The sequence below is a fragment of the Chelativorans sp. AA-79 genome, from assembly GCF_029457495.1.
GTDB lineage: Bacteria > Pseudomonadota > Alphaproteobacteria > Rhizobiales > Rhizobiaceae > Chelativorans.
On the sequence record NZ_CP120361.1, the window covers coordinates 1,403,675 to 1,422,663 of the forward strand.

Sequence of the window (18,989 nt, forward strand, 5' to 3'; positions counted from 1 at the left end):
ATGATGAGGAAACTGCTTCTTTCGGCGCTGTCCGCAGCGCTTTTCGCCGGCACGCTGATGACGTCGCCCGCATCCGCGTTCGAGCGCACCGAGAATGGCGAGGTCATCGTCTTCGCCGGCCGCCAGGCGATTCCGGTGCTCGACCCGCATGTGCGCTACGACTGGTCGACCCGCATGGTGCAGCAGGCGGTCTATGACGCGCTCGTGAAATACGAGGGCGATCCGGCGGAGATCAAGCCGTGGATCGCCGAGAGCTGGGAGACCAGCGAGGACGGCAAGACCTGGACGTTCAAGCTTGTCGAGAACGCCAAGTTCCACAACGGTGATTCCGTCAATGCCGAGGCCGTGCGCTATTCCTTCGAGCGCGGCCTGAAGCTCAATAAGGGCGTCGCCTGGATGCTCAAGGACTTCCTGGCGCCCGAGGGCATCACGGTGGTCGACGACTACACGGTGCAGTTCGAGCTGAACGCGCCCTACGCGCCGTTCCTCTCCTTCCTGCCCTGGTGGTTCATCGTCAACCCCGCAGTAGTGCAGGCCAATGAGGTCGACGGCGACTATGGCGAAGCCTGGCTGACCGACCACGCCGCCGGCTCCGGCCCGTTCAAGCTCGGCCGCTGGGAGCCGAACGTCCTCTACGAGTTGCAGGCCGTCGACGACTACTGGAAGGGTTGGCCGCAGGGCGAGAACCGGCCCGCCGGCGTCATCTACCGCATCATCCGTGAGCCGTCGGCGCAGCGCGCGTCGCTCCAGCGCGGCGAAGTCGACATCGTCGAAGGCCTGACGTCGGACGACTATCTCCAGATCGCCAACATGCCCGGGATCGTCATCCAGGACCACAAGGGCATGACGACTTTCGGCATCAAGTTCAACACGCAGCAGGGGCCGACGTCCGACATCAACCTGCGCAAGGCGATCGCCTTTGCGCTCGACTATGATGCGCTGATCCAGATCTACAACGGCGCCGCCTCGCTGCAGACGAGCCCGCTGCCGGACGCGATGCGCGGTCATATCGAGGTCGCCGACATCCCGCGTCAGGACATCGAGAAGGCGAAGGAATATCTCGCCAAGACCGAGAACGCCGAAGGCGGCATCACGCTGGAATATGTCCACGTCGCCGGCCTCGAGGAGGCGCGCCGCATCGGCCTCGTGCTGCTCGAGAACCTCAAGGCGCTCAACATCAATGTCGAGATCAAGCCCGAGCAGTGGCCGAACATGGTCGCCAACGGCTCGCGGGTCGAGACCTCGCCGGCGATGACCTCGGTCTATGTGACGCCGATCTCGACCGATCCCGACGCTGTGGCCTACCAGTACCACAAGAATAGCTGGGGCCAGTATTACGCCATGTCGTTCTACGACAATGCGGAGGTCTCGGAGATGATCGACCAGGCTCGCGCCAGCACCAACTGGGATGAGCGCGCCGACCTCTACGCCAAGATCCAGACGCAGATCGTCGCCGACCAGCCGGAAGTCTTCGGCATGCTGCAGAACCGCCGCTGGGCGCATCGCGACTATCTGAAGGGCTTCCAGTTCAGCCCGGTCCGGTTCACCGGCGAGATCGATCTCTACCCGCTCTGGATCGAGGCCGAGTAAGCCGGATCGGCGCAACGCAGCGGGAAGCGTCCTGGCGCTTCCCGCATCAAGGGACCCGGAAGAATGCTGAGTTTCATATTGCGCAAGCTGGCGGCGCTGGTGGGGACCATGCTCGGCATTGCCGCGCTGACCTTTCTCATCACCAATGTCGCACCCGGCGACCCAGCGCGGCTTGTCGCCGGCCCGAACGCGACCGAGGATATGGTCGAGACCATCCGGGTCGAGAACGGCCTCGACAAGCCGGTCATCGAGCAGTTCGTGATCTATATGGGCGGCCTCGTCCAAGGCGATCTCGGCACCTCGATCGTGACGACCCGGCCGGTGATCGACGAGCTCCTGCGCTACGCTCCCGCCACGATCGAGCTGGTGCTGGTGGCGATGGCGCTTGGCGTGTTCGTCGGGGTGCCGCTGGGCATGCTCTCGGCGGTCTACCGCAATAGCTGGTTCGACCATGTGACGCGCATCTTCTCGATCTCGGGCGTCGCCCTACCGGCCTTCTGGTTCGGCATCCTCCTGCAGCTCTTCTTCGCCGTTCAGCTCGGCCTGCTGCCGGTGTCGGGCCGACTGCCGCTGGTCGCGCTGCCGCCCGAGCCGATCACGCATCTGCTTCTGGTCGACAGTCTCCTGCGCGGGCAGTTTGACACCTTCTGGACCGCTCTCAAGCACATCATCCTGCCGGCGGTCGTCCTGTCCTTCCCGTGCCTCGCCTCGATCCTGCGGGTGAACCGCGCCGAGATGATCGAGGTGCTGCAGTCCGACCATGTCGTCGCCGCGCGTGCCCACGGCCTGTCGTCCCGCCGGATCGTCGCGCTTTATGCATTGAAGAATGCCATGCTGCCGACGCTGGCCATGATCGGCCTACGCTTCGGCTGGATGCTCGGCTCGACCGTGCTCGTCGAGACCGTATTCGACTGGCCCGGCATCGGCCTCTACGCGGTGTCGTCCGCGCTCGCCTCGGACTTCAAGCCGGTGATCGGCGTCACGCTCCTGATCGGCTTCTTCTTCATTCTCGCCAATGCCCTCGTCGATCTCGCCTATGCCTGGATCGACCCCCGACTGAGGAACGCGTGATGGCGTCCAGCGACATGACCACGCCGATCCGTCTGAGCTTTCGCGAGCGCCATGAGAGCCGCATCCGCCAGATGCGCCTCTATGCCCATACCTTCGCCGGCAGCTTCTCCTCGATGCTGGGCCTCGTGCTCGTCATCCTCTTCCTGCTGCTCGCTGCGTTTGGCCCATGGCTCGCCCCCTATCCCGAGCACACCACCGGCGCCTTCAACATGGCCGAAAGGCTGCAGCCGCCGAGCGTGGACCACTGGTTCGGCACCGACGAGATGGGCTCCGACATCCTCTCCCGCGTCATCGTCGGCGCGCGCACGTCGCTGTGGATCGGTCTCCTGATCACTGGCATCGGCGCCGGCATCGGCGTGCCGCTCGGCATCATCGCGGGCTATGTCGGCGGCTGGACTCGCGCCGTGATCATGCGCTTCACCGAACTCTTCCTGGCCGTTCCCGGGCTCGCTCTGGCGCTCGCGATCGTCGCGGCGCTCGGGCCCGGCATCACCAATTGCGTGATCGCGCTGGCGATCGTGTGGTGGCCCGGCTATGTGCGCCTCGTCGAGGCGAAGACGCTGTCGGTGAAGGAGGAGCTCTTCGTCGAATCCGCCCGTTCGCTCGGCGCGCGCACGCCCTGGATCATGTGGCACCACATCCTGCCCAATTGCTGGTCGCCGATCATCGTCAAGATGAGCATGGACATGGGCATGGCCATCCTTGCTGCCGCCAGCCTCGGTTTCATCGGCCTCGGTGCGCGCCCGCCGGCACCCGAGTGGGGGGCGATGATCTCGGTCGCCCGCAGCTACATGCCCGACTGGTGGTGGTATTCCTTCTTCCCGGGCGCGGCGATCTTCCTCACAGTGCTGGGCTTCAATCTTCTCGGCGACGGCCTTCGCGACATCCTCGATCCCCGGAGCCGTGAGCGATGAGCGATCTGCTCGGAATCAGCAACTACACGCTCGACATCGACACGTTCGACGGGCCGGTCCACGTCCTCAAGGACATCAGCCTGACGGTGCAGCGCGGCGAGACTCTCGGAATCGTCGGCGAGTCGGGATCGGGCAAGACAGTCCTCGTCAGGTCGATCCTCGGCCTCGCCCCGAAGCGCTCCCGCGTGGTGAACGGCTCGATCCGGTTCGACGGCATCGATCTGTCGACCGTCGACGACAAAGGCTGGAAGAAGATCCGCGGCGTGCGGATCTCGATGATCTTCCAGGACCCGATGACCTATCTCAACCCGCTCTTCTCTATCGGGCGGCAGATCGGCGACGTCATCGCTGCGCATAACCGCGCCACCGGAACCGCGATGTCGGCGGCAGCGCGGCGCGCCCGCAGTGAAGAGCTGCTCGACCAGGTCGGCATTCCCGATCCCGCGCGCGTGTGCGACCAGTTCCCGCACCAGCTTTCCGGCGGCATGCGCCAGCGCGTGTTGATCGCCATGGCGCTGTCGGGCAATCCCGACCTGCTGATCGCCGACGAGCCGACAACGGCGCTCGATGTCACGGTGCAGGCGCAGGTGCTCGACCTCATCAACGAGCTGGTGCAGCGGCTGAACCTCACCGTCATCATGATCAGCCACGATGTCGGCGCCATCGCCACGGTGGCGAAACGCTGCGCCGTCATGTTCCGCGGCGAGATCGTCGAGGTAGGGTCGACGCAGGACATCCTGCGCGCTCCGCAGCACGACTACACCAAGCGGCTGCTCGCCGCCGTCCCGGAGATCGACGCGCCTCTGGCCGAGCGCGAGGCTTCGGAGCCGACGCCGCCGCTCCTCGTGGCGAAGGGCCTCTCCAAGACCTATCCGACGCGCGCCGGCGCCGACGAGGTGCGTGCGGTCGACCATGTCGACTTCTCTGTCGCGCAGGGCGAAGTGCTCGGCATCGTCGGCGAATCCGGCTCGGGCAAGTCGACGGTCGCCCGTCTCGTCCTGCGCCTGATCGAGCCCAGCGCCGGCGAGGTGGTCTTCGACGGTCAGAACATCACCGGGATGTCCGGCGAGCCGCTGCGCCTGATGCGCCGGCACATGCAGCTCGTCTTCCAGAACCCGCATTCCGCGCTGAACGGCCGCCATACGATCGGCGATGCCGTCGCCGAGCCGTTCCGCATCCAGTCGAAGCTGTCGCGCCGCGAGATCGACGCCAATGTCGACAGGCTGCTCGACACGGTGCAGCTTCCCAGGACATTCCGCTATCGCTATCCGCACGAGCTGTCCGGGGGGCAGAAGCAGCGCGTGTGCATCGCGCGCGCCGTCGCGCTGAAGCCGAAACTCCTTCTGCTCGACGAGCCGACTTCGGCGCTGGACGTGTCCGTTCAGGCGCAGATTCTGGAGTTTCTCCGCGATCTCAGGGCAGAGTTAGACCTGACCTATCTTTTTATCTCGCACGATCTCGCGGTCGTCCGCGAGATCTGCGACCGGGTCCTCGTCATGAGGCGCGGCAAGATCGTCGAAGTGGGACCCGCCACGCAGATCTTCGAAATGCCGGCTGAGGACTACACGCAGCAATTGCTCGCAAGCGCTCGCAAGACCTCCGTGTCGGCGTTTGTCACGCGTGAGGTGGCATAAGCATGCCGCGGGCTGCGCGCCAGGCAAATCAGCTTGTTGGCCTGAGCCGCAGTTGAATATCTATCCGGGCACAAGCTTGCAGGTTAGTATCCCCTTTATCTGTCCGCAGCGGTCAGGCAGATCCCGCCGCCACGGTCACTTGCAACCACGAGCAAACGAGGGTTGTGCGCCGCGCATGCCATTTCGAAAGCAGCTGTGTTTTCCTTCAAGCCAATGAACTGGCAGCGGGAGACGTCCGTCCCGGATCAGCGTTAGTGAGGGTGCCAATGTCGCTTCTTGCCCGGCGAAGGTTTATTTAGCCGGCATTCGATGGCAGCTATCTGATCCTCCATCCTTAAAGCTGCCGGCCCGCTGTCGGCCCCCGATTGCGTCATCGGGGAAACATTTCCAAGCTTCAGCAAGCCGGGCAGACGCCAACGACTGAGATGGGGTGAAAGCTGTCAGTCCGCTCTTGAGCAAATCACCGGGAAAGCGACCCCCTGGAGGACACCGGAAAACCGGGAGTCCCTCTCGAGGGACTGCTTTTCACAGTTGGATATTCAGTGCTCACAGTTGACGCCATCAGGTTTCCCAGTTGGCATACGGTGAGAACACCGATTCACAGGAAACGCGATGATCGATCTTCCGCCGTTCGATGCTTTAGCACTCTCTCTGCATCATAGCCCTGGCGTCCACGCGATGCTTTTGGGGTCGGGGCTTTCCCGTTCCGCCGGCATTCCTACGGGATGGGAAATCACTTTGGACCTCATTCGGCGGCTTGGCGCTCTGGACGGTCTCACAGATGTCAATGACTGGCCGAAGTGGTACTTCGAGAAGTACGGTAAGGCGCCGAATTATTTCGAGATACTCGACAGCCTTGCATCGACGCAGGCCGAACGTCGTTTGATCCTGCAGTCCTATATCGACGCGGCGTCAGGTGAAGAGGCGCGCCAACCAACGAAAGCTCACCATTCCATTGCTCGGTTGGTAGCAGCGGGCAAAGTAAAGGTTCTCATCACCACCAACTTTGATCGGTTGCTCGAAGGTGCGCTTCGGACGGCGGGGATCGAGCCGATGGTGATAGCCAACGATGACGCCGTCGCAGGCGCGACGCCCCTGGTCCATACCCGATGCACCGTGATCAAGGTCCACGGCGACTACCTCGACGCACGGATGAACACCGATCCGGAGCTCGCCGACTACTCTGCGGCAACGAATGACCTTCGGACGTGTCCTCGCTTTACGGCTAGTCTCTCTTTGGAGAGAGGAGACTGGCAATGAAGCGATCGCGCTTTTCGGACGAGCAGATATCGGCATTCTGAAGGAACACCAGGCCGGGCTGTCGGCGACGGATCTGTGCCGCAAATACGGGATCAGCGACGCGACGTTCTACACCTGGCGCAAGAAGTATGGCGGCATGGAGGTGTCGGAGGCCAAGCGGCTGAAGGCGCTGGAGGAGGAGAATGCGCGCCTGAAGAAGCTTCTGGTGGAGCAGATGATGGATGTGTCGACGCTGCGCGAGATGCTGGCAAAAGACTTCTGACGCCCGGTTCGAGGAGACAGGCCGTGGACTGGGCCATTGAAGAGAGGGGATATTCCCAACGCCGTGCGTGCGGTCTGGTGGGCATTGCGCCGCGCGTCTACCGCTACCGCTCATCGCGGCCGGACGATGCCGGCCTGCGCCGGCGGCTGCGACGCGCCGCGGCGCTTGGCCGGCGCAGGCTCAGGTCGCTGCGCCTCCATCTCCAGGCGGGCCTGTCGCAGCCTTCGAGTCTTGGCTTCACGACTATCAGCTTCCGCCTTCATGATTGCCCGGGCCGCGCTGTCCGTGAGGTCGGCCTTGGACTGCGGACCCGGCCTAACGGCCCGAAACAGATTGTCTTTGGTAATGGTTTCGGTCATGCCATCGGCCTCCTTCCGATTGGGTTGAATGCAAAAAGGCCGGGCTGAAGCCCGACCTCCTCATATCGGCGATCCGTGCCAGTACATCCGTGGTCACAGGTCGAAGATGAAATTCACGCCGCTTGCAGATTGTCCGCGGCGGACTTGCCAGAGCGGCTGTCCTGGACGACGTCGAAGCTGAGCTTCTGGCCTTCCATAATGGTGTGCAGACCGGCGCGCTCAACGGCAGAGATATGGACAAACACATCCGATGCGCCATCCTCGGGCTGGATGAAGCCAAAGCCTTTGGTGGCATTGAAGAACTTTACGGTTCCGATGGTCATGACGATTTCCTTTCAATCGCATATTATGATTGTGCCAGCCGCGCATGACGCGGCGAGCGGTCAAGGTCGAATTTGAGAGGGAAGATCGTCAGAGCGCCTTTGGCGCGTAACAAAGTTCATCAAACAAGATCGATCTTCCTTAATATAGGCGTGTCCGCCGCCGGAACAAGGCCGCAGCCAAAACCTTTATTACCGATATCGCTGGACCCTCATAAGAAAAACCTTGTTCTCGAACGAATAGTTTTTGGCACTCCTGTTATTTGAACTGCCAAGAGCCTATATAAAGGTGCGGCCCCATACACCCGGCCGCTGAAAGAATACCCTATGAAAAATCCGGCCCCTTCCCGACTACGTCGTCATTCGACGCGTCGAAGGCAATGACACATCCAAAGGTGTGGAAAGCTCGATCGTCCCAGCCGGCTGATGACACGAATGATTTCGATATAGGCTTAAACGCGCAGACCGGACGCTATGTCGATATGATGGAGGTCGTCCGCACCGCACCGCCCCGCATGATGCCGGGTCATCGTAGCATCTCTGGTCACGAGCGAGGCAATGGTCGCCGATATTCCGCATGAGGTGCGACGACGATCGCCGCACCAACGGCATGGGCGGAATGAATTACTAAGCAGTGCCTGAAGAGCCTTGTCGAAGACGACCGGGCATAGCCGGAACAACAATCAAAAAGGACGGGTTCCATGGCGACGCAGAACGACGGTAAGACATCCATCGCCCAGCGCTGGAACAACTATCAGCCATCGAAATCGACACTCGTTTGGGCATGCGCGATGACGGCTGTTGCCACGATGATTGTCGGATTCAGTTGGGGCGGTTGGGTCACGGGCGGCACGTCGCGCACGCTTGCATCGACGGCCGGAGATGTCGCACGTGGAGAACTGGCCGCGCTCATCTGCGTGGAGCGGTTCAACGCGGCACCCGACTCGAGGGCTCGCCTCGTCGAGTTCAACGCGCTGAGCGACGGTTATAGAAAGCGGCAATTCGTCGAGGCGGGCGGTTGGGCGACGATGCCAGGCGACACGTCCGCCAGCCGTCGTGCGGCCGAAGGCTGCGCTGAAGCGCTTGCCGCCTGACCGACGCGCCGCGTCCCGCAAAAGGCTGTGCTGCACACATGCTTCACAGCCAGGCGGCTAAAGGAGCAGAACAGATGAAGAGCATGCCCGCCCGCCGTTTCACCATTGGACAAGCCGTCCGCATGAACAACAGGTTCGGCCTCTCGCCCTCAACGGCGGAAACCTATCGCATAACAGCGATCCTGCCAGCGAGAGAGGATAATTCACCTCAGTATCGCATTCGCAACGACGATGAACGTCACGAGCGGGTGACGACGGAAGACAGCCTCGAAGAGCTACCAGTGCCGTCCGCCCCGGGCGATGCTGCACCCGAAGAGAAGGAGCCTGACAATGGCTAAAGGGCAGAAACGCAGCAACCGTGAAATAAGAAAGCCGAAGCAGGAAAAGGTGCCTGCGAAAGTGGAGGCGCCGTTCGGCTCTCAAGTCAAGCAGGCGGGCAACAGCAATGTGCCGCGCGACAAGACGAAGAGCCGAATGTGAGCGGGTTACATTCCGCAGGCAGGTGCCGAAACGAAGGTGATCATCGAATTCTATAGGGTCCGCACGGGCGATACCGCTCATGCAAGGGTCGGCCGTGTCGCTCGCAGCGTGGCTGACGCCGACGACGCCATCAAACTGGCCAGATCGTTGCTGCTCTCGCTCGATATGCCGCAGGGACCTGATTTCGTTGCGATCCTGGACGATCAGGAGAACGCTTTTTATTGCGTACCCGTCATCGTCGGTCGCGAATTCGGTTCAACCCAAAATGCTGAAATCAGCGTCTGGGAGTACGAGGGCGGTGCTGTCGACAACACGCCCCGTCAGGAGCGCCGCCAACCCGAAAGAGGCATTGGTGTCTCACTCCTAATACATGGAGATATGCAATCATGACGCTCACTTTTCCCAATAGAAGCCGCAGCTATGACGAAGCTGGGCAGCGCGTTCGCTTCGTCGGCCATGATGGCATGTTCGAGGTGCCGTTCTTCGTCGAGACTGATGCGCTCTCTACCGTAACCGCCGATGAATCGGATTATCTCGCCGCGTTCGATGCAGCGCGCGCCACGATCCACGATGTCGCGCGCGAAATCTACGGAAATGCTCGCAGGACCATATATGTGCTGACGGCAGCCGATTTCCGGTAAGCCGACGCTCTCCGGACTATCCCGATGGGAAGACGAAAGAAGAGCTGGATGCTGCCATGACCGTTCGCACCACCGATACCGAGATCACATTCGCGCGGCCCTTTATGCTGAGCGCCTTTGACGCTTGGCAGCCTGCGGGGACCTATCGCCTGGTGGTCGATGAGGAGGAGATCTTCGGTCTTTCCTTTCTCGCCTACCGGCGCAAAGCCACAATGCTGCACATTCCGGCGATTTCCGCGCGAAGCGACCGACATCAGGTCGTCGACGTCGATCCGGAGGAACTCGCGGCGGCATTGGACGCGGATGCGCTCGCGAGCCGTCCTCACAAGGAATAGTCATTCATGCAGTATCTTGGTCGAATTCATGGTGCCGGCGTCCTGAAATGTGCCGGCAAGACACTTTTCCGCATTGACTACGATTTTGACGGTTTCCTGAGAAAGCCGGTGGAAGTGATCGGCAGCGGCGAGATCCGGATGTCTGCCGACACGCTGCGACAGCTATTTGGTCGCGAAGATCTTCATCTCCTGACGGACGACGGGCGGCTTCTGAGCCTTCGCTTCTCAGAGAGACATTTACCGCAGGCCAGCGACGCCGCACACGTCGACGTTGCCGGGGACCTGCCGTCACCGTCGGAGTGGCGCAGCTGACGGTGCAAATCTCGGCTGCCCTGATCCTCCGCCGACTCACGTAGACGCGGGTTCCGCTCCCCGCCCGAAACCCTGCAGGAGCCGCAGCTCCGACAAATCAGCCCATTAGGCGCCCACTCACGCTCGGGCTGGAAAGGCACTCTCTTGAAATCGATCCCTCGCCTACACTGGCATCGTTCTCCATTGCCGCCGTGGAACGATGGAGCGCCCGTGAGGGAGGAGCTTTTCAGCGCGGAGCGGCTCGAGCAGCATGCGGAAAGCCTCGCCGCCGCGCAACCGGTGACCGACCGGCCACCAGCCGTCCTGTCCCTGCACAAGAGGCTCGATAGCAATGCGGCCGTTCTGCTCGCCGCCTATCGGGCGAGTGCGGCTGAACTGGAGAGCGGCAGAAATGTGGTTCCCGCCGCGGAATGGCTTTTGGACAATTATCACCTGGTCGAGGAGCAGATCCGCGAGATCAGGGACGATTTGCCTCCCGGCTATTATCGCCAGCTGCCGAAACTGAGCGGAGGACCGTTTGCCGGCTATCCGAGGGTCCTCGGACTTGCCTGGGCCTTTGTCGCCCACACCGACAGCCTCTTCGACAGGGAGAAGCTGCGCCGGTTCCTCGTGGCGTATCAGCGGGTTCAGCCCCTGACGATCGGCGAGCTCTGGGCCGTGGCAATCACGCTGCGCATCGTCCTTGTCGAGAATTTGCGCCGGTTGGCCGATCAGATGACCGTGGGCCGCGCCGCGCGCGCGGACGCAACGGCGCTCGCCGAGCGGCTTCTCTTGTCAGGCAGCCACAAATCCGCGCTCGAAACCGATATTGCCGTCCGCTCACCGGAGCCGTTGTCGGAAGACTTCGCCGCGCACCTGGCCAAGTTGCTGAGGAACCAGGATCCGACAACGATGCCCGCGCTCGGATGGCTGGAGGAACGTCTTGCGCTGCAAGGCGTGTCGGTCGAAGTCGTGGTTCAGCATGCTCAGCAGAGACAGGGCGCATCCAATGTCACCGTGCGCAATGTCATCACCAGTATGAGGCTGATTTCCGATATCGACTGGGCCGAGCTTTTCGAGAGCGTGAGCCTGGTCGACGAGCGGCTGCGAGTGGGAAGCGCCTTTGCCGCCATGGATTTCCCGACCCGCGACCTTTACAGGAACGCGATCGAGCAACTGGCCCGTGGCTCAACGTTTTCGGAAATCGAGATCGTGGACCACGCGCTCGATGCTACACGCCAAGCCGCAGCTGAGGCGAACAATGAAGCCAGTGCGGAGCGCGCCGGTGACCCTGGCTACCATCTGATTGCCCAGGGCAGGCCCGCCCTTGAGCAGGCGATCCGTTTTCGGCTGCCGCCGCGGCTGCGGATCAGCCGCCTCAATACACGGCTCGGCATCGGTGGCTATATTGGCTCGATCCTGCTTGTCACCGCGGTGTTGCTGGCGCTTGCGCTCTGGGCGCTTTCGACCTTCGGTCTCGCCGCCTTCTGGCTCGTCCTGTTTGCCCTTGTCGGATTTTTCCCCGCCACCGAAGTGGCGACGGCCATTGTCAACCGCGCGACGACCTGGAGTTTCGGCGCGACGATCCTGCCTGGTCTCTCGCTAAAGCAGGGCGTGCCGGAATCCATGCGGACCCTCGTCGCGGTGCCGACGCTTCTTACCAGTGAAGCCGACATTCTGGAGCAGGTGGAACGGCTCGAGGTTCACCACCTTTCCGGCGTCGGCGGCGACCTCGTCTTCGCGCTCCTTACCGATGGAGTGGATGCCGATCAGGAAGTCACGGAGGAGGATGCCCGTCTGCTCGGCGTAGCCGCCGAGGCGATCGCCGGACTGAACCGACGTCATGAACCCGCCCCAAGCGGAGACCGGTTCCTCCTCCTGCATCGGCGCCGTGTCTTCAACCCGGGCGAAGGCAAATGGATGGGGTGGGAACGAAAGCGCGGAAAACTGCACGAACTCAACCGGCTTCTGCGCGGCGCCAATGACACCACCTTCATGCCCTTAGGCGGGAGGCCGCCGCAGGTGCCCGCCGATGTGCGTTACGTCATCACGCTGGACGCCGACACGCGGCTGCCGCGCGATGCCGCGCATCGTCTGATCGGCAAGATGGCGCATCCGCTCAACCGGCCGCGCTTCAGCGAAGCCGAGCAACGCGTTGTAGATGGCTATGGCATTCTCCAGCCGCGCGTTACGCCCTCACTTCCCGTCGGCCGCGAAGGATCTTTCTACCAGCGCGTTTTCTCTGCCCCCGGCGGCATCGATCCCTACGCGGCTGCCGCCTCGGACGTGTACCAAGATATCTTCGGCGAAGGCACCTATACCGGCAAGGGCATCTACGATGTCGACGCCTTCGAGGCGTCCCTAGCCGGCCGCGTGCCGGAAAACACCATGCTCAGCCACGATCTCTTCGAAGGCGTGTTTGCCCGCGCCGGCCTCGCTTCCGATGTCGAAGTGATCGAGGAATTTCCTTCCCGATACGACGTTGCCGCCAAGCGCCAGCATCGCTGGACGCGTGGGGACTGGCAACTTCTTCCCTGGGTCACAGGGCTGAGTGACGGGCACCTTGCTATTCCGCCCATCGGCCGTGGGAAAATGCTGGACAATCTGAGGCGGTCGCTGCTGGCGCCGTTCACGCTCCTGGCTCTGGGTCTTACCTGGCTGATGCCGCTTCCGGCGGCGATGACGGGAACCGCGCTTCTTCTTGCCGCCGTCGCGATCCCTTCTTTCCTGCCGAGTTTATCCACCCTCGTGCCGCACCGCGCCGGCATTCGCTTGCGCAATCATTTCGCCACGCTTGCTGCGGATTTGCGCCTTGCAGCCGTCCAGAGCATCCTTTCCGTCGTTTTTCTGCCCGACCAAGCATGGCGGATGGGAGACGCCATCGTCAGAACTCTGGCGCGGCTCCTTGGGTCCCGCCGCCATCTGCTGGAATGGACCACGGCTGCGCAATCCAAGGGAAGCCCGCGCCTGAACTTCGCCGGTTTCTATCGCCGCATGGCTTCCGGCACGCTGCTTGGGCTTGTCTTGGCTGCGGGCGCCGTTGCCCTGTCGCCTTCGTCCTTGCCGCTCGTCCTGCCCTTTGCCTTGTTGTGGCTGACCGCGCCGGCGCTCGCCTTATGGGCGAGCCGGTCGCCGAAGGCCGGACCGCGCCTTACGGTTTCCGATTCGGATGCGATGGAATTGCGCCTCATCGCGCGCCGCACGTGGCGCTTCTTCGAGACCTTCGTGACGCCCGAGGACAACATGCTGCCCCCGGACAATTTCCAGGAGGATCCGAAGCCCGCCGTCGCGCACAGGACGTCGCCCACCAATATAGGGCTCTATCTCCTCTCCACGGTTGCCGCCCGCGACTTCGGCTGGGCCGGTACGGTCGAGACCGTGGAGCGGCTGGAAGCCACGTTGGCGACCATGCGCAAGCTCGCACGGCACAACGGCCATTTCTTCAACTGGTATGCGACGCAGGACCTGCGTGTTCTCGAACCCGCCTATATCTCATCGGTCGACAGCGGAAACCTCGCCGGGCATCTGATCGTACTCGCCAACGCGTGCGAGGCGTGGATGAAGGAGAGCAGCGCGCCGAATGCCCGGCTCGGCATGATGGACAATCTCCAACTGGCCCGTCAGGCGCTTGATGCCCTCTCCACCGCCCAGGACCGGCGTGGAGCGCAACTCTCCCAGATACTCAACGACATCGCAGCCCAGTTGAATGGGTCGCAGGCGCTCAACGCGCTGTCTCCTGCTCTGATGCGCCTGACCGGCAAGGCCGCCGACGTCGCGCGCGATATGATCCCGGCGGATATCGACGGTAGCGCCCCGGATCTCATCTTCTGGATCGAGTCCTTCAAGAAGGCCGTGGCCGGGCATGCGCGTGACCGGTCCGCTGAGCACGGTCTGAACGAGCGGCTACAGGCACTGGCAGCGGGTGCCCGCGAGATGGCGCTGGCGATGGACTTCGCCTTTCTTCTCGATTCCGAACGCAAACTGTTGTCGATCGGCTATTCCCTTGCCGACGATAGCCTCGACCCGAGCTGTTACGATTTGCTCGCGTCGGAGGCTAGGCTTGCGAGCCTTTTCGCCATTGCCAAGGGCGACGTCGAGACACGGCACTGGTTTCGCCTGGGGCGGGCGGCGACGCCGCTCGCAAACGCATCGGCACTGATCTCCTGGTCAGGCTCGATGTTCGAATATCTGATGCCCTCGCTCGTCGTGCGCGCTCCGGCCGGCAGTCTGCTCGAACAGACCAACCGGCTGGTGGTGGTTCGCCAACAGGCTTACGCGCGGTCGCTCGGCATTCCGTGGGGGATCTCCGAGTCCGCATACAACGCCCGCGACATGGAGCTGACCTATCAGTACTCCAACTTCGGCGTTCCAGGTCTTGGTCTGAAGCGCGGTCTTTCCGAGAATGCGGTGATCGCCCCTTACGCGACGGGGCTTGCGACGATGATCGATCCCCAAGGTGCGCGCGAAAACTACGCCCGCCTCGCGAAAATCGGTGCCAGCGGCCACTACGGCTTCTTCGAAGCGCTGGATTTCACCCGATCACGGCTTCCGGAGAAGCAGAATGTCGCCATTGTCCGAACTTTCATGGCGCATCATCAGGGCATGACCATCGTGGCTATCGCCAACACGCTGCACGATGGCGAGATGCGCGCCCGTTTCCATCGCGAGCCGATGATCCAGGCTTGCGAGCTCCTGCTGCAGGAACGCATGCCCCGCAACGTTGCGACCGGCCATCCGAAGGCCGAAGAGGCAAAGGTTTCCCCGGCTACTGCGGGTCTGGAAATCCCCACCTCGCGCCGCATTATCGCCACCGCGGCAGGCCCTCCGGTCACCCAGTTGCTGTCGAATGGCCGTTATGCTGTGATGCTCACCGCTGCGGGGGCGGGTTATAGTCGCTGGCGCGATATCGCCGTCACGCGCTGGCGCGAGGACGCCACCCGCGACGACTGGGGCTCTTTCATCTTCCTGCGCGATGTCGATAACGGCGAGGTGTGGTCCGTCGGCGCCCAGCCGCTTGGCGTCGAGGGGAACAATCGCGAAGTCATCTTCGACGAGGATCGCGCCCAGTTCACACACCGCGATGGCAACCTAACGACAACGATGGACGTTCTGGTTTCCGGCGAAGACGATTGCGAGGTCCGCCGTGTGTCCTTGGGCAATGGAGGGCGGCGGCCGCGTGAGATCGAGATCACGTCCTACGCCGAAATCGTCCTGGCACCGCCCGCCGCCGACATGGCGCATCCGGCATTCTCAAAGATGTTCGTGCAGACTGAGTATGCCGCCGAGTTCGGCGCGCTCATCGCGACGCGGCGCCTGCGCTCGCACGCGGAGACGCAGGTATGGGCTGCCCACCTCGCCGTCGTAGAAGGCGAGATCGTCTCCGATCCGCAGTACGAGACCGATCGGGCTCGTTTCGTCGGGCGCGGCCGGTCCACAGGCACCGCGGCAGCCATTGCGGAAGGAGGCTCGCTCTCGAATACCGTTGGGACGGTACTCGACCCCATTTTCTCGCTGCGCCAGCGCGTGAGGATCGCACCCGGAAAGGTCGCGCGTATCGGCTACTGGACCGTTGTTGCATCGTCGCGCGCCGAGCTCATGGACATGATCGACAAACACCACGACCGCAGCGCGTTCGAACGTGCCAGGACGCTGGCGTGGACCCAAGGGCAGGTCCAGCTCCGCCATCTCGACGTCGATGCCGGAGAGGCCGCCGACTTTCAACGCCTGGCCGCCCCCATCCTCTACGCCGACCGGCGCTACCGGGCGCCATCCGAAAAGATTGTCCGCGGCGCCGGCCCGCAATCGGGCCTCTGGCATCTCGCCATCTCCGGCGACCTGCCGATCGTCTTGCTGAGCATAGACGATCCCCAAGACATGGCCCAGGTTCGCCAGTTGCTGCGCGCCCATGAATATTGGCGGATGAAAAGCCTTGCGGTCGACCTGGTGATTATCAATGAGCGGGCATCCTCCTATACGCAGGACCTGCAGATTGCAATCGAGACCGCCGTGCGCAGCAGCCAGTCACGGCCGCGCTTCGGGTTGGAGCTGGCGCAAGGCTCCGTCTTTACCCTTCGCGCTGATCTGATGAGCGCCGAGGCGCGTGACCGGCTCCGTTCTATTGCCCGTGTCACATGCTCGGCACGCCTTGGATCGATAGCCGAACAACTCGATCGTTTGCCGATCCTATCCGTCAATGACACCTCAGTCACTCTCCTGCAAAAGCCGGTGCGGCAGCTCTCCGAGCCGTCTGCGTCGCACACGCCGCCGCTTGAGTTCTTCAACGGGCTTGGCGGTTTCGACAAGGATGGACGGGAATATGTGACGATCCTCAGCGGTGGCGCCGTCACGCCCGCGCCATGGATCAACGTGATCGCCAACCCCGATTTCGGCTTTCAGGTCTCGGCGGAAGGAAGCGGCTACACCTGGGCGGAAAACAGCCGCGAGAACCAGCTTACGCCATGGTCGAACGATCCCGTGGTCGATCCGAGCGGCGAGATGATCTACATCCGCGACGAAGAGACCCTCGACCTGTGGAGCCCGACCGCGCAGCCGATCCGCGACAGCGGCACCTATGTCTCGCGCCACGGTTTCGGCTACAGCCGTTTCGAGCATGAGGCGAACGGCATCGCGCTCGATCTCCTGCAATACGTGCCCCTGTCCGACCCCATCAAAATCTCGCGCCTGACCCTTCGAAACCTTTCCGATCGCCCCCGCCGGCTGTCGGTCACGAGCTATGCTGAACTCGTGCTCGGCACCTCGCGCAGCGCCACGGCGCCGTTCCTGGTGACGCAGATCGATGAGACCACTGGCGCGATGCTGGCGCGCAATCCCTGGAGCATCAATTCCTCCGGCGGCATTGCCTTTGCCGATCTGGGCGGGCGGCAGACCGCATGGACGGCCGACCGAGCCGAGTTCCTTGGCCGCTATGGCAACCCGTCGGCACCTCGCGCGCTCACCGGCCATTGGCCGCTGTCCGGGACCACCGGCGCCGGCCTCGATCCCTGCGCGGCCTTGCAGCAGACCATCGAGATCGGCGCAGGCGAGACGGTCGAAATCGTCTCGTTTCTCGGGCAGTGCGGCTCCCAGGAGGAGGTCCAGGCGCTGCTTGTGAGTTATCGCGCGGCCGATCTCGATGCCATTCTCCAGGAGGTGACAGACCACTGGACCGGCCTTTTGCAGGCGGTCCAGGTCAAGACCCCGGATCGCGCGATGGACATCATGCTCAATGGCTGGCTCCTGTACCAGACGCTTGCCTGCCGCATCTGGGCGCGCTCGGCTTTCTATCAGGCGAGCGGGGCCTACGGTTTCCGCGACCAGCTTCAGGACGGCATGGCCTTGACGCTGGCAAGGCCAGAGGAGACGCGGCGGCATCTCCTGCGCGCCGCCGGCCGGCAATTTGTCGAAGGCGATGTCCAGCATTGGTGGCTGCCTCAATCGGGGCAGGGAGTCCGCACGCGGATTTCCGACGACCGGGTCTGGCTCGCATTCGCAGCGGCGACCTACGTGAATACTTCGGGTGATGCCGCTATCCTGGATGAGATCGTCCCGTTCCTCGACGGCCCACCGCTTGGCGCCGGCGAGCACGACGCCTTCTTCCATCCTACGCAGGCGGCCGACTCCGCTTCCATGTTCGAGCACTGCGCCCGCGGCCTCGACCAGTGCCTGGAACTTACCGGCAAGCTCGGCCTGCCGCTCATCGGCACCGGCGACTGGAACGACGGCATGAACCGGGTCGGCGAGGGCGGCAAGGGCGAAAGCGTCTGGCTCGGCTGGCTGCTCGTGCACACCATCGAGCTGTTCGCTCCCCTGGCGGAAAGCCGCAGCCCATCGCGCGCCGAGCGCTGGCGTGCTCACGCAGCCTCCGTCCGTGAGGCGCTCGAGAACCATGCATGGGACGGTGAATGGTATCGCAGAGCGACCTTCGACGATGGAACCTGGCTCGGTTCGAAGGATAGCAAAGAATGCCGGATCGACTCCATCGCCCAGTCCTGGGCCGTCCTGTCGGGCGCCGCCGATCCGATCCCGGCGGCAACGGCAATGGCATCGCTGGAGAAGCATCTTATCCGCCGTGACGACAGCATGGCGCTTCTGTTCACGCCACCCTTCGACAAGACGCCGCACGACCCCGGCTACATCAAGGGTTATCCGGCCGGCCTGCGCGAGAATGGAGGCCAGTACAGCCATGCGGCGATGTGGGCGATCTTGGCCTTTGCGAAATCGGGTGCGGGCGAGAAGGCGCACGATCTGTTCTCGTTACTCAATCCGATCAACCACGCGCTTACGCCTGCGGATATCGAGCGCTACAAGGTCGAACCCTATGTCGTTGCCGCCGACGTCTATTCCGTCGCGCCGCATGTCGGTCGGGGCGGATGGACTTGGTACACCGGCTCCGCCGCCTGGATGTACCGTTCTGGCATAGAGGGCATTCTGGGCATCCGGCGCGACGGGAACTTCCTCATCGTCGACCCGTGTATCCCGTCGGCCTGGCCGGGATTTGAAGCCACAGTGCGTGTGGGCACGACTCACTATAACATCCGCATAGACAATTCGATCCGACGCGGTTCAGGTGACTGGTTCGCGGTCATGGACGGGGAACCTCTTCAGTGTACCAGCGCGTGCGTGCGCGTTCCGCTGGACGGACGCAAACATAACCTAACGCTCGGTTCGAGTATGGGTTGACGCACATTACTCGCCGCGTTCCTCGTCGTTTGTGGTGCGCGCGTTGTCAAGTGACAACG

15 protein-coding genes and 1 pseudogene are annotated in these 18,989 nt (G+C 62.9%); 14 read left to right on the plus strand and 2 right to left on the minus strand.

From position 1 onward, the window contains the following. From PVE73_RS06875 to PVE73_RS06900, 6 genes and pseudogenes are all read left to right on the plus strand, one after another. Positions 1-1,590, plus strand: a complete 1,590-nt coding sequence (locus PVE73_RS06875; RefSeq protein ID WP_277366233.1) for an ABC transporter substrate-binding protein — start codon at positions 1-3, stop codon at positions 1,588-1,590. A gap of 63 nt (positions 1,591-1,653) precedes the next feature. Continuing rightward, complete coding sequence (locus PVE73_RS06880; protein ID WP_277366234.1) at positions 1,654-2,661, plus strand: ABC transporter permease; 1,008 nt, start codon at positions 1,654-1,656, stop codon at positions 2,659-2,661. Beyond that, a complete protein-coding gene (locus PVE73_RS06885) occupies positions 2,661-3,575 on the plus strand; it encodes an ABC transporter permease (RefSeq protein WP_277366235.1) in 915 nt (304 codons plus the stop codon). Before PVE73_RS06880 ends, PVE73_RS06885 begins: the two co-directional genes overlap by 1 nt. After that, complete coding sequence (locus PVE73_RS06890) at positions 3,572-5,209, plus strand: ABC transporter ATP-binding protein (protein ID WP_277366236.1); 1,638 nt, start codon at positions 3,572-3,574, stop codon at positions 5,207-5,209. The genes PVE73_RS06885 and PVE73_RS06890 overlap by 4 nt, the downstream gene beginning before the upstream one ends. A gap of 612 nt (positions 5,210-5,821) precedes the next feature. After that, a complete protein-coding gene (locus PVE73_RS06895) occupies positions 5,822-6,469 on the plus strand; it encodes an SIR2 family protein (RefSeq protein WP_277366237.1) in 648 nt (215 codons plus the stop codon). Then, positions 6,466-6,934 (plus strand): annotated as a pseudogene (locus tag PVE73_RS06900) (transposase); the annotation flags it as partial. The gene PVE73_RS06895 and the pseudogene PVE73_RS06900, both read left to right, overlap by 4 nt. On the opposite strand, the gene PVE73_RS06905 reads toward PVE73_RS06900, so the two are convergent. Both PVE73_RS06905 and PVE73_RS06910 read right to left on the minus strand, forming a co-directional pair. Next, a complete protein-coding gene (locus PVE73_RS06905) occupies positions 6,842-7,090 on the minus strand; it encodes a hypothetical protein (protein ID WP_277367370.1) in 249 nt (82 codons plus the stop codon). The pseudogene PVE73_RS06900 and the gene PVE73_RS06905 sit on opposite strands and share 93 nt — an antisense overlap. Before the next feature lie 113 nt (positions 7,091-7,203). Beyond that, the gene (locus PVE73_RS06910; RefSeq protein WP_277366238.1) at positions 7,204-7,413 is read right to left on the minus strand and encodes a cold-shock protein; all 210 of its coding nucleotides are present in this window, start codon (positions 7,411-7,413) and stop codon (positions 7,204-7,206) included. Positions 7,414-8,111: 698 nt separating this feature from the next. Between PVE73_RS06910 and PVE73_RS06915 the strand changes: the two genes are divergently transcribed. The 8 genes from PVE73_RS06915 (at position 8,112) to PVE73_RS06950 (ending at position 18,930) form a co-directional block, all read left to right on the plus strand. Beyond that, entirely contained in the window at positions 8,112-8,504 is a 393-nt protein-coding gene (locus tag PVE73_RS06915) for a hypothetical protein (RefSeq protein ID WP_277366239.1), read from the plus strand. Positions 8,505-8,578: 74 nt separating this feature from the next. Further along, positions 8,579-8,842 carry a hypothetical protein gene (locus PVE73_RS06920; protein WP_346772402.1) on the plus strand — a complete coding sequence of 88 codons (264 nt, stop codon included), beginning with the start codon at positions 8,579-8,581 and terminating at the stop codon, positions 8,840-8,842. After that, positions 8,835-8,984: a hypothetical protein gene (locus PVE73_RS06925; protein ID WP_277366240.1), complete on the plus strand. Its 150-nt coding sequence runs from the start codon at positions 8,835-8,837 to the stop codon at positions 8,982-8,984. Before PVE73_RS06920 ends, PVE73_RS06925 begins: the two co-directional genes overlap by 8 nt. A 36-nt stretch (positions 8,985-9,020) precedes the next feature. Continuing rightward, positions 9,021-9,374, plus strand: a complete 354-nt coding sequence (locus PVE73_RS06930; RefSeq protein ID WP_277366241.1) for a hypothetical protein — start codon at positions 9,021-9,023, stop codon at positions 9,372-9,374. Further along, the gene (locus PVE73_RS06935; protein ID WP_277366242.1) at positions 9,371-9,625 is read left to right on the plus strand and encodes a DUF1488 domain-containing protein; all 255 of its coding nucleotides are present in this window, start codon (positions 9,371-9,373) and stop codon (positions 9,623-9,625) included. Before PVE73_RS06930 ends, PVE73_RS06935 begins: the two co-directional genes overlap by 4 nt. A gap of 56 nt (positions 9,626-9,681) precedes the next feature. Continuing rightward, positions 9,682-9,960 (plus strand): hypothetical protein, encoded by a 279-nt coding sequence (locus PVE73_RS06940; RefSeq protein WP_277366243.1) that lies wholly within the window; start codon positions 9,682-9,684, stop codon positions 9,958-9,960. A gap of 6 nt (positions 9,961-9,966) precedes the next feature. Next, positions 9,967-10,272: a hypothetical protein gene (locus PVE73_RS06945; RefSeq protein WP_277366244.1), complete on the plus strand. Its 306-nt coding sequence runs from the start codon at positions 9,967-9,969 to the stop codon at positions 10,270-10,272. Between the two features lie 210 nt (positions 10,273-10,482). Next, on the plus strand, positions 10,483-18,930 hold the full coding sequence (locus tag PVE73_RS06950; protein WP_346772403.1) for a glucoamylase family protein: 8,448 nt from the start codon (positions 10,483-10,485) through the stop codon (positions 18,928-18,930). Positions 18,931-18,989 lie beyond the last annotated feature (59 nt).

Bases quoted from the DNA above. Each gene is read 5' to 3' on its own strand.
- PVE73_RS06875 (WP_277366233.1), top strand. From the start codon at position 1: ATGATGAGGAAACTGCTTCTTTCGGCGCTGTCCGCAGCGCTTTTCGCC.
- PVE73_RS06880 (WP_277366234.1), top strand. From the start codon at position 1,654: ATGCTGAGTTTCATATTGCGCAAGCTGGCGGCGCTGGTGGGGACCATG.
- PVE73_RS06885 (WP_277366235.1), top strand. From the start codon at position 2,661: ATGGCGTCCAGCGACATGACCACGCCGATCCGTCTGAGCTTTCGCGAG.
- PVE73_RS06890 (WP_277366236.1), top strand. From the start codon at position 3,572: ATGAGCGATCTGCTCGGAATCAGCAACTACACGCTCGACATCGACACG.
- PVE73_RS06895 (WP_277366237.1), top strand. From the start codon at position 5,822: ATGATCGATCTTCCGCCGTTCGATGCTTTAGCACTCTCTCTGCATCAT.
- PVE73_RS06905 (WP_277367370.1), bottom strand. From the start codon at position 7,090: ATGACCGAAACCATTACCAAAGACAATCTGTTTCGGGCCGTTAGGCCG.
- PVE73_RS06910 (WP_277366238.1), bottom strand. From the start codon at position 7,413: ATGACCATCGGAACCGTAAAGTTCTTCAATGCCACCAAAGGCTTTGGC.
- PVE73_RS06915 (WP_277366239.1), top strand. From the start codon at position 8,112: ATGGCGACGCAGAACGACGGTAAGACATCCATCGCCCAGCGCTGGAAC.
- PVE73_RS06920 (WP_346772402.1), top strand. From the start codon at position 8,579: ATGAAGAGCATGCCCGCCCGCCGTTTCACCATTGGACAAGCCGTCCGC.
- PVE73_RS06925 (WP_277366240.1), top strand. From the start codon at position 8,835: ATGGCTAAAGGGCAGAAACGCAGCAACCGTGAAATAAGAAAGCCGAAG.
- PVE73_RS06935 (WP_277366242.1), top strand. From the start codon at position 9,371: ATGACGCTCACTTTTCCCAATAGAAGCCGCAGCTATGACGAAGCTGGG.
- PVE73_RS06940 (WP_277366243.1), top strand. From the start codon at position 9,682: ATGACCGTTCGCACCACCGATACCGAGATCACATTCGCGCGGCCCTTT.
- PVE73_RS06945 (WP_277366244.1), top strand. From the start codon at position 9,967: ATGCAGTATCTTGGTCGAATTCATGGTGCCGGCGTCCTGAAATGTGCC.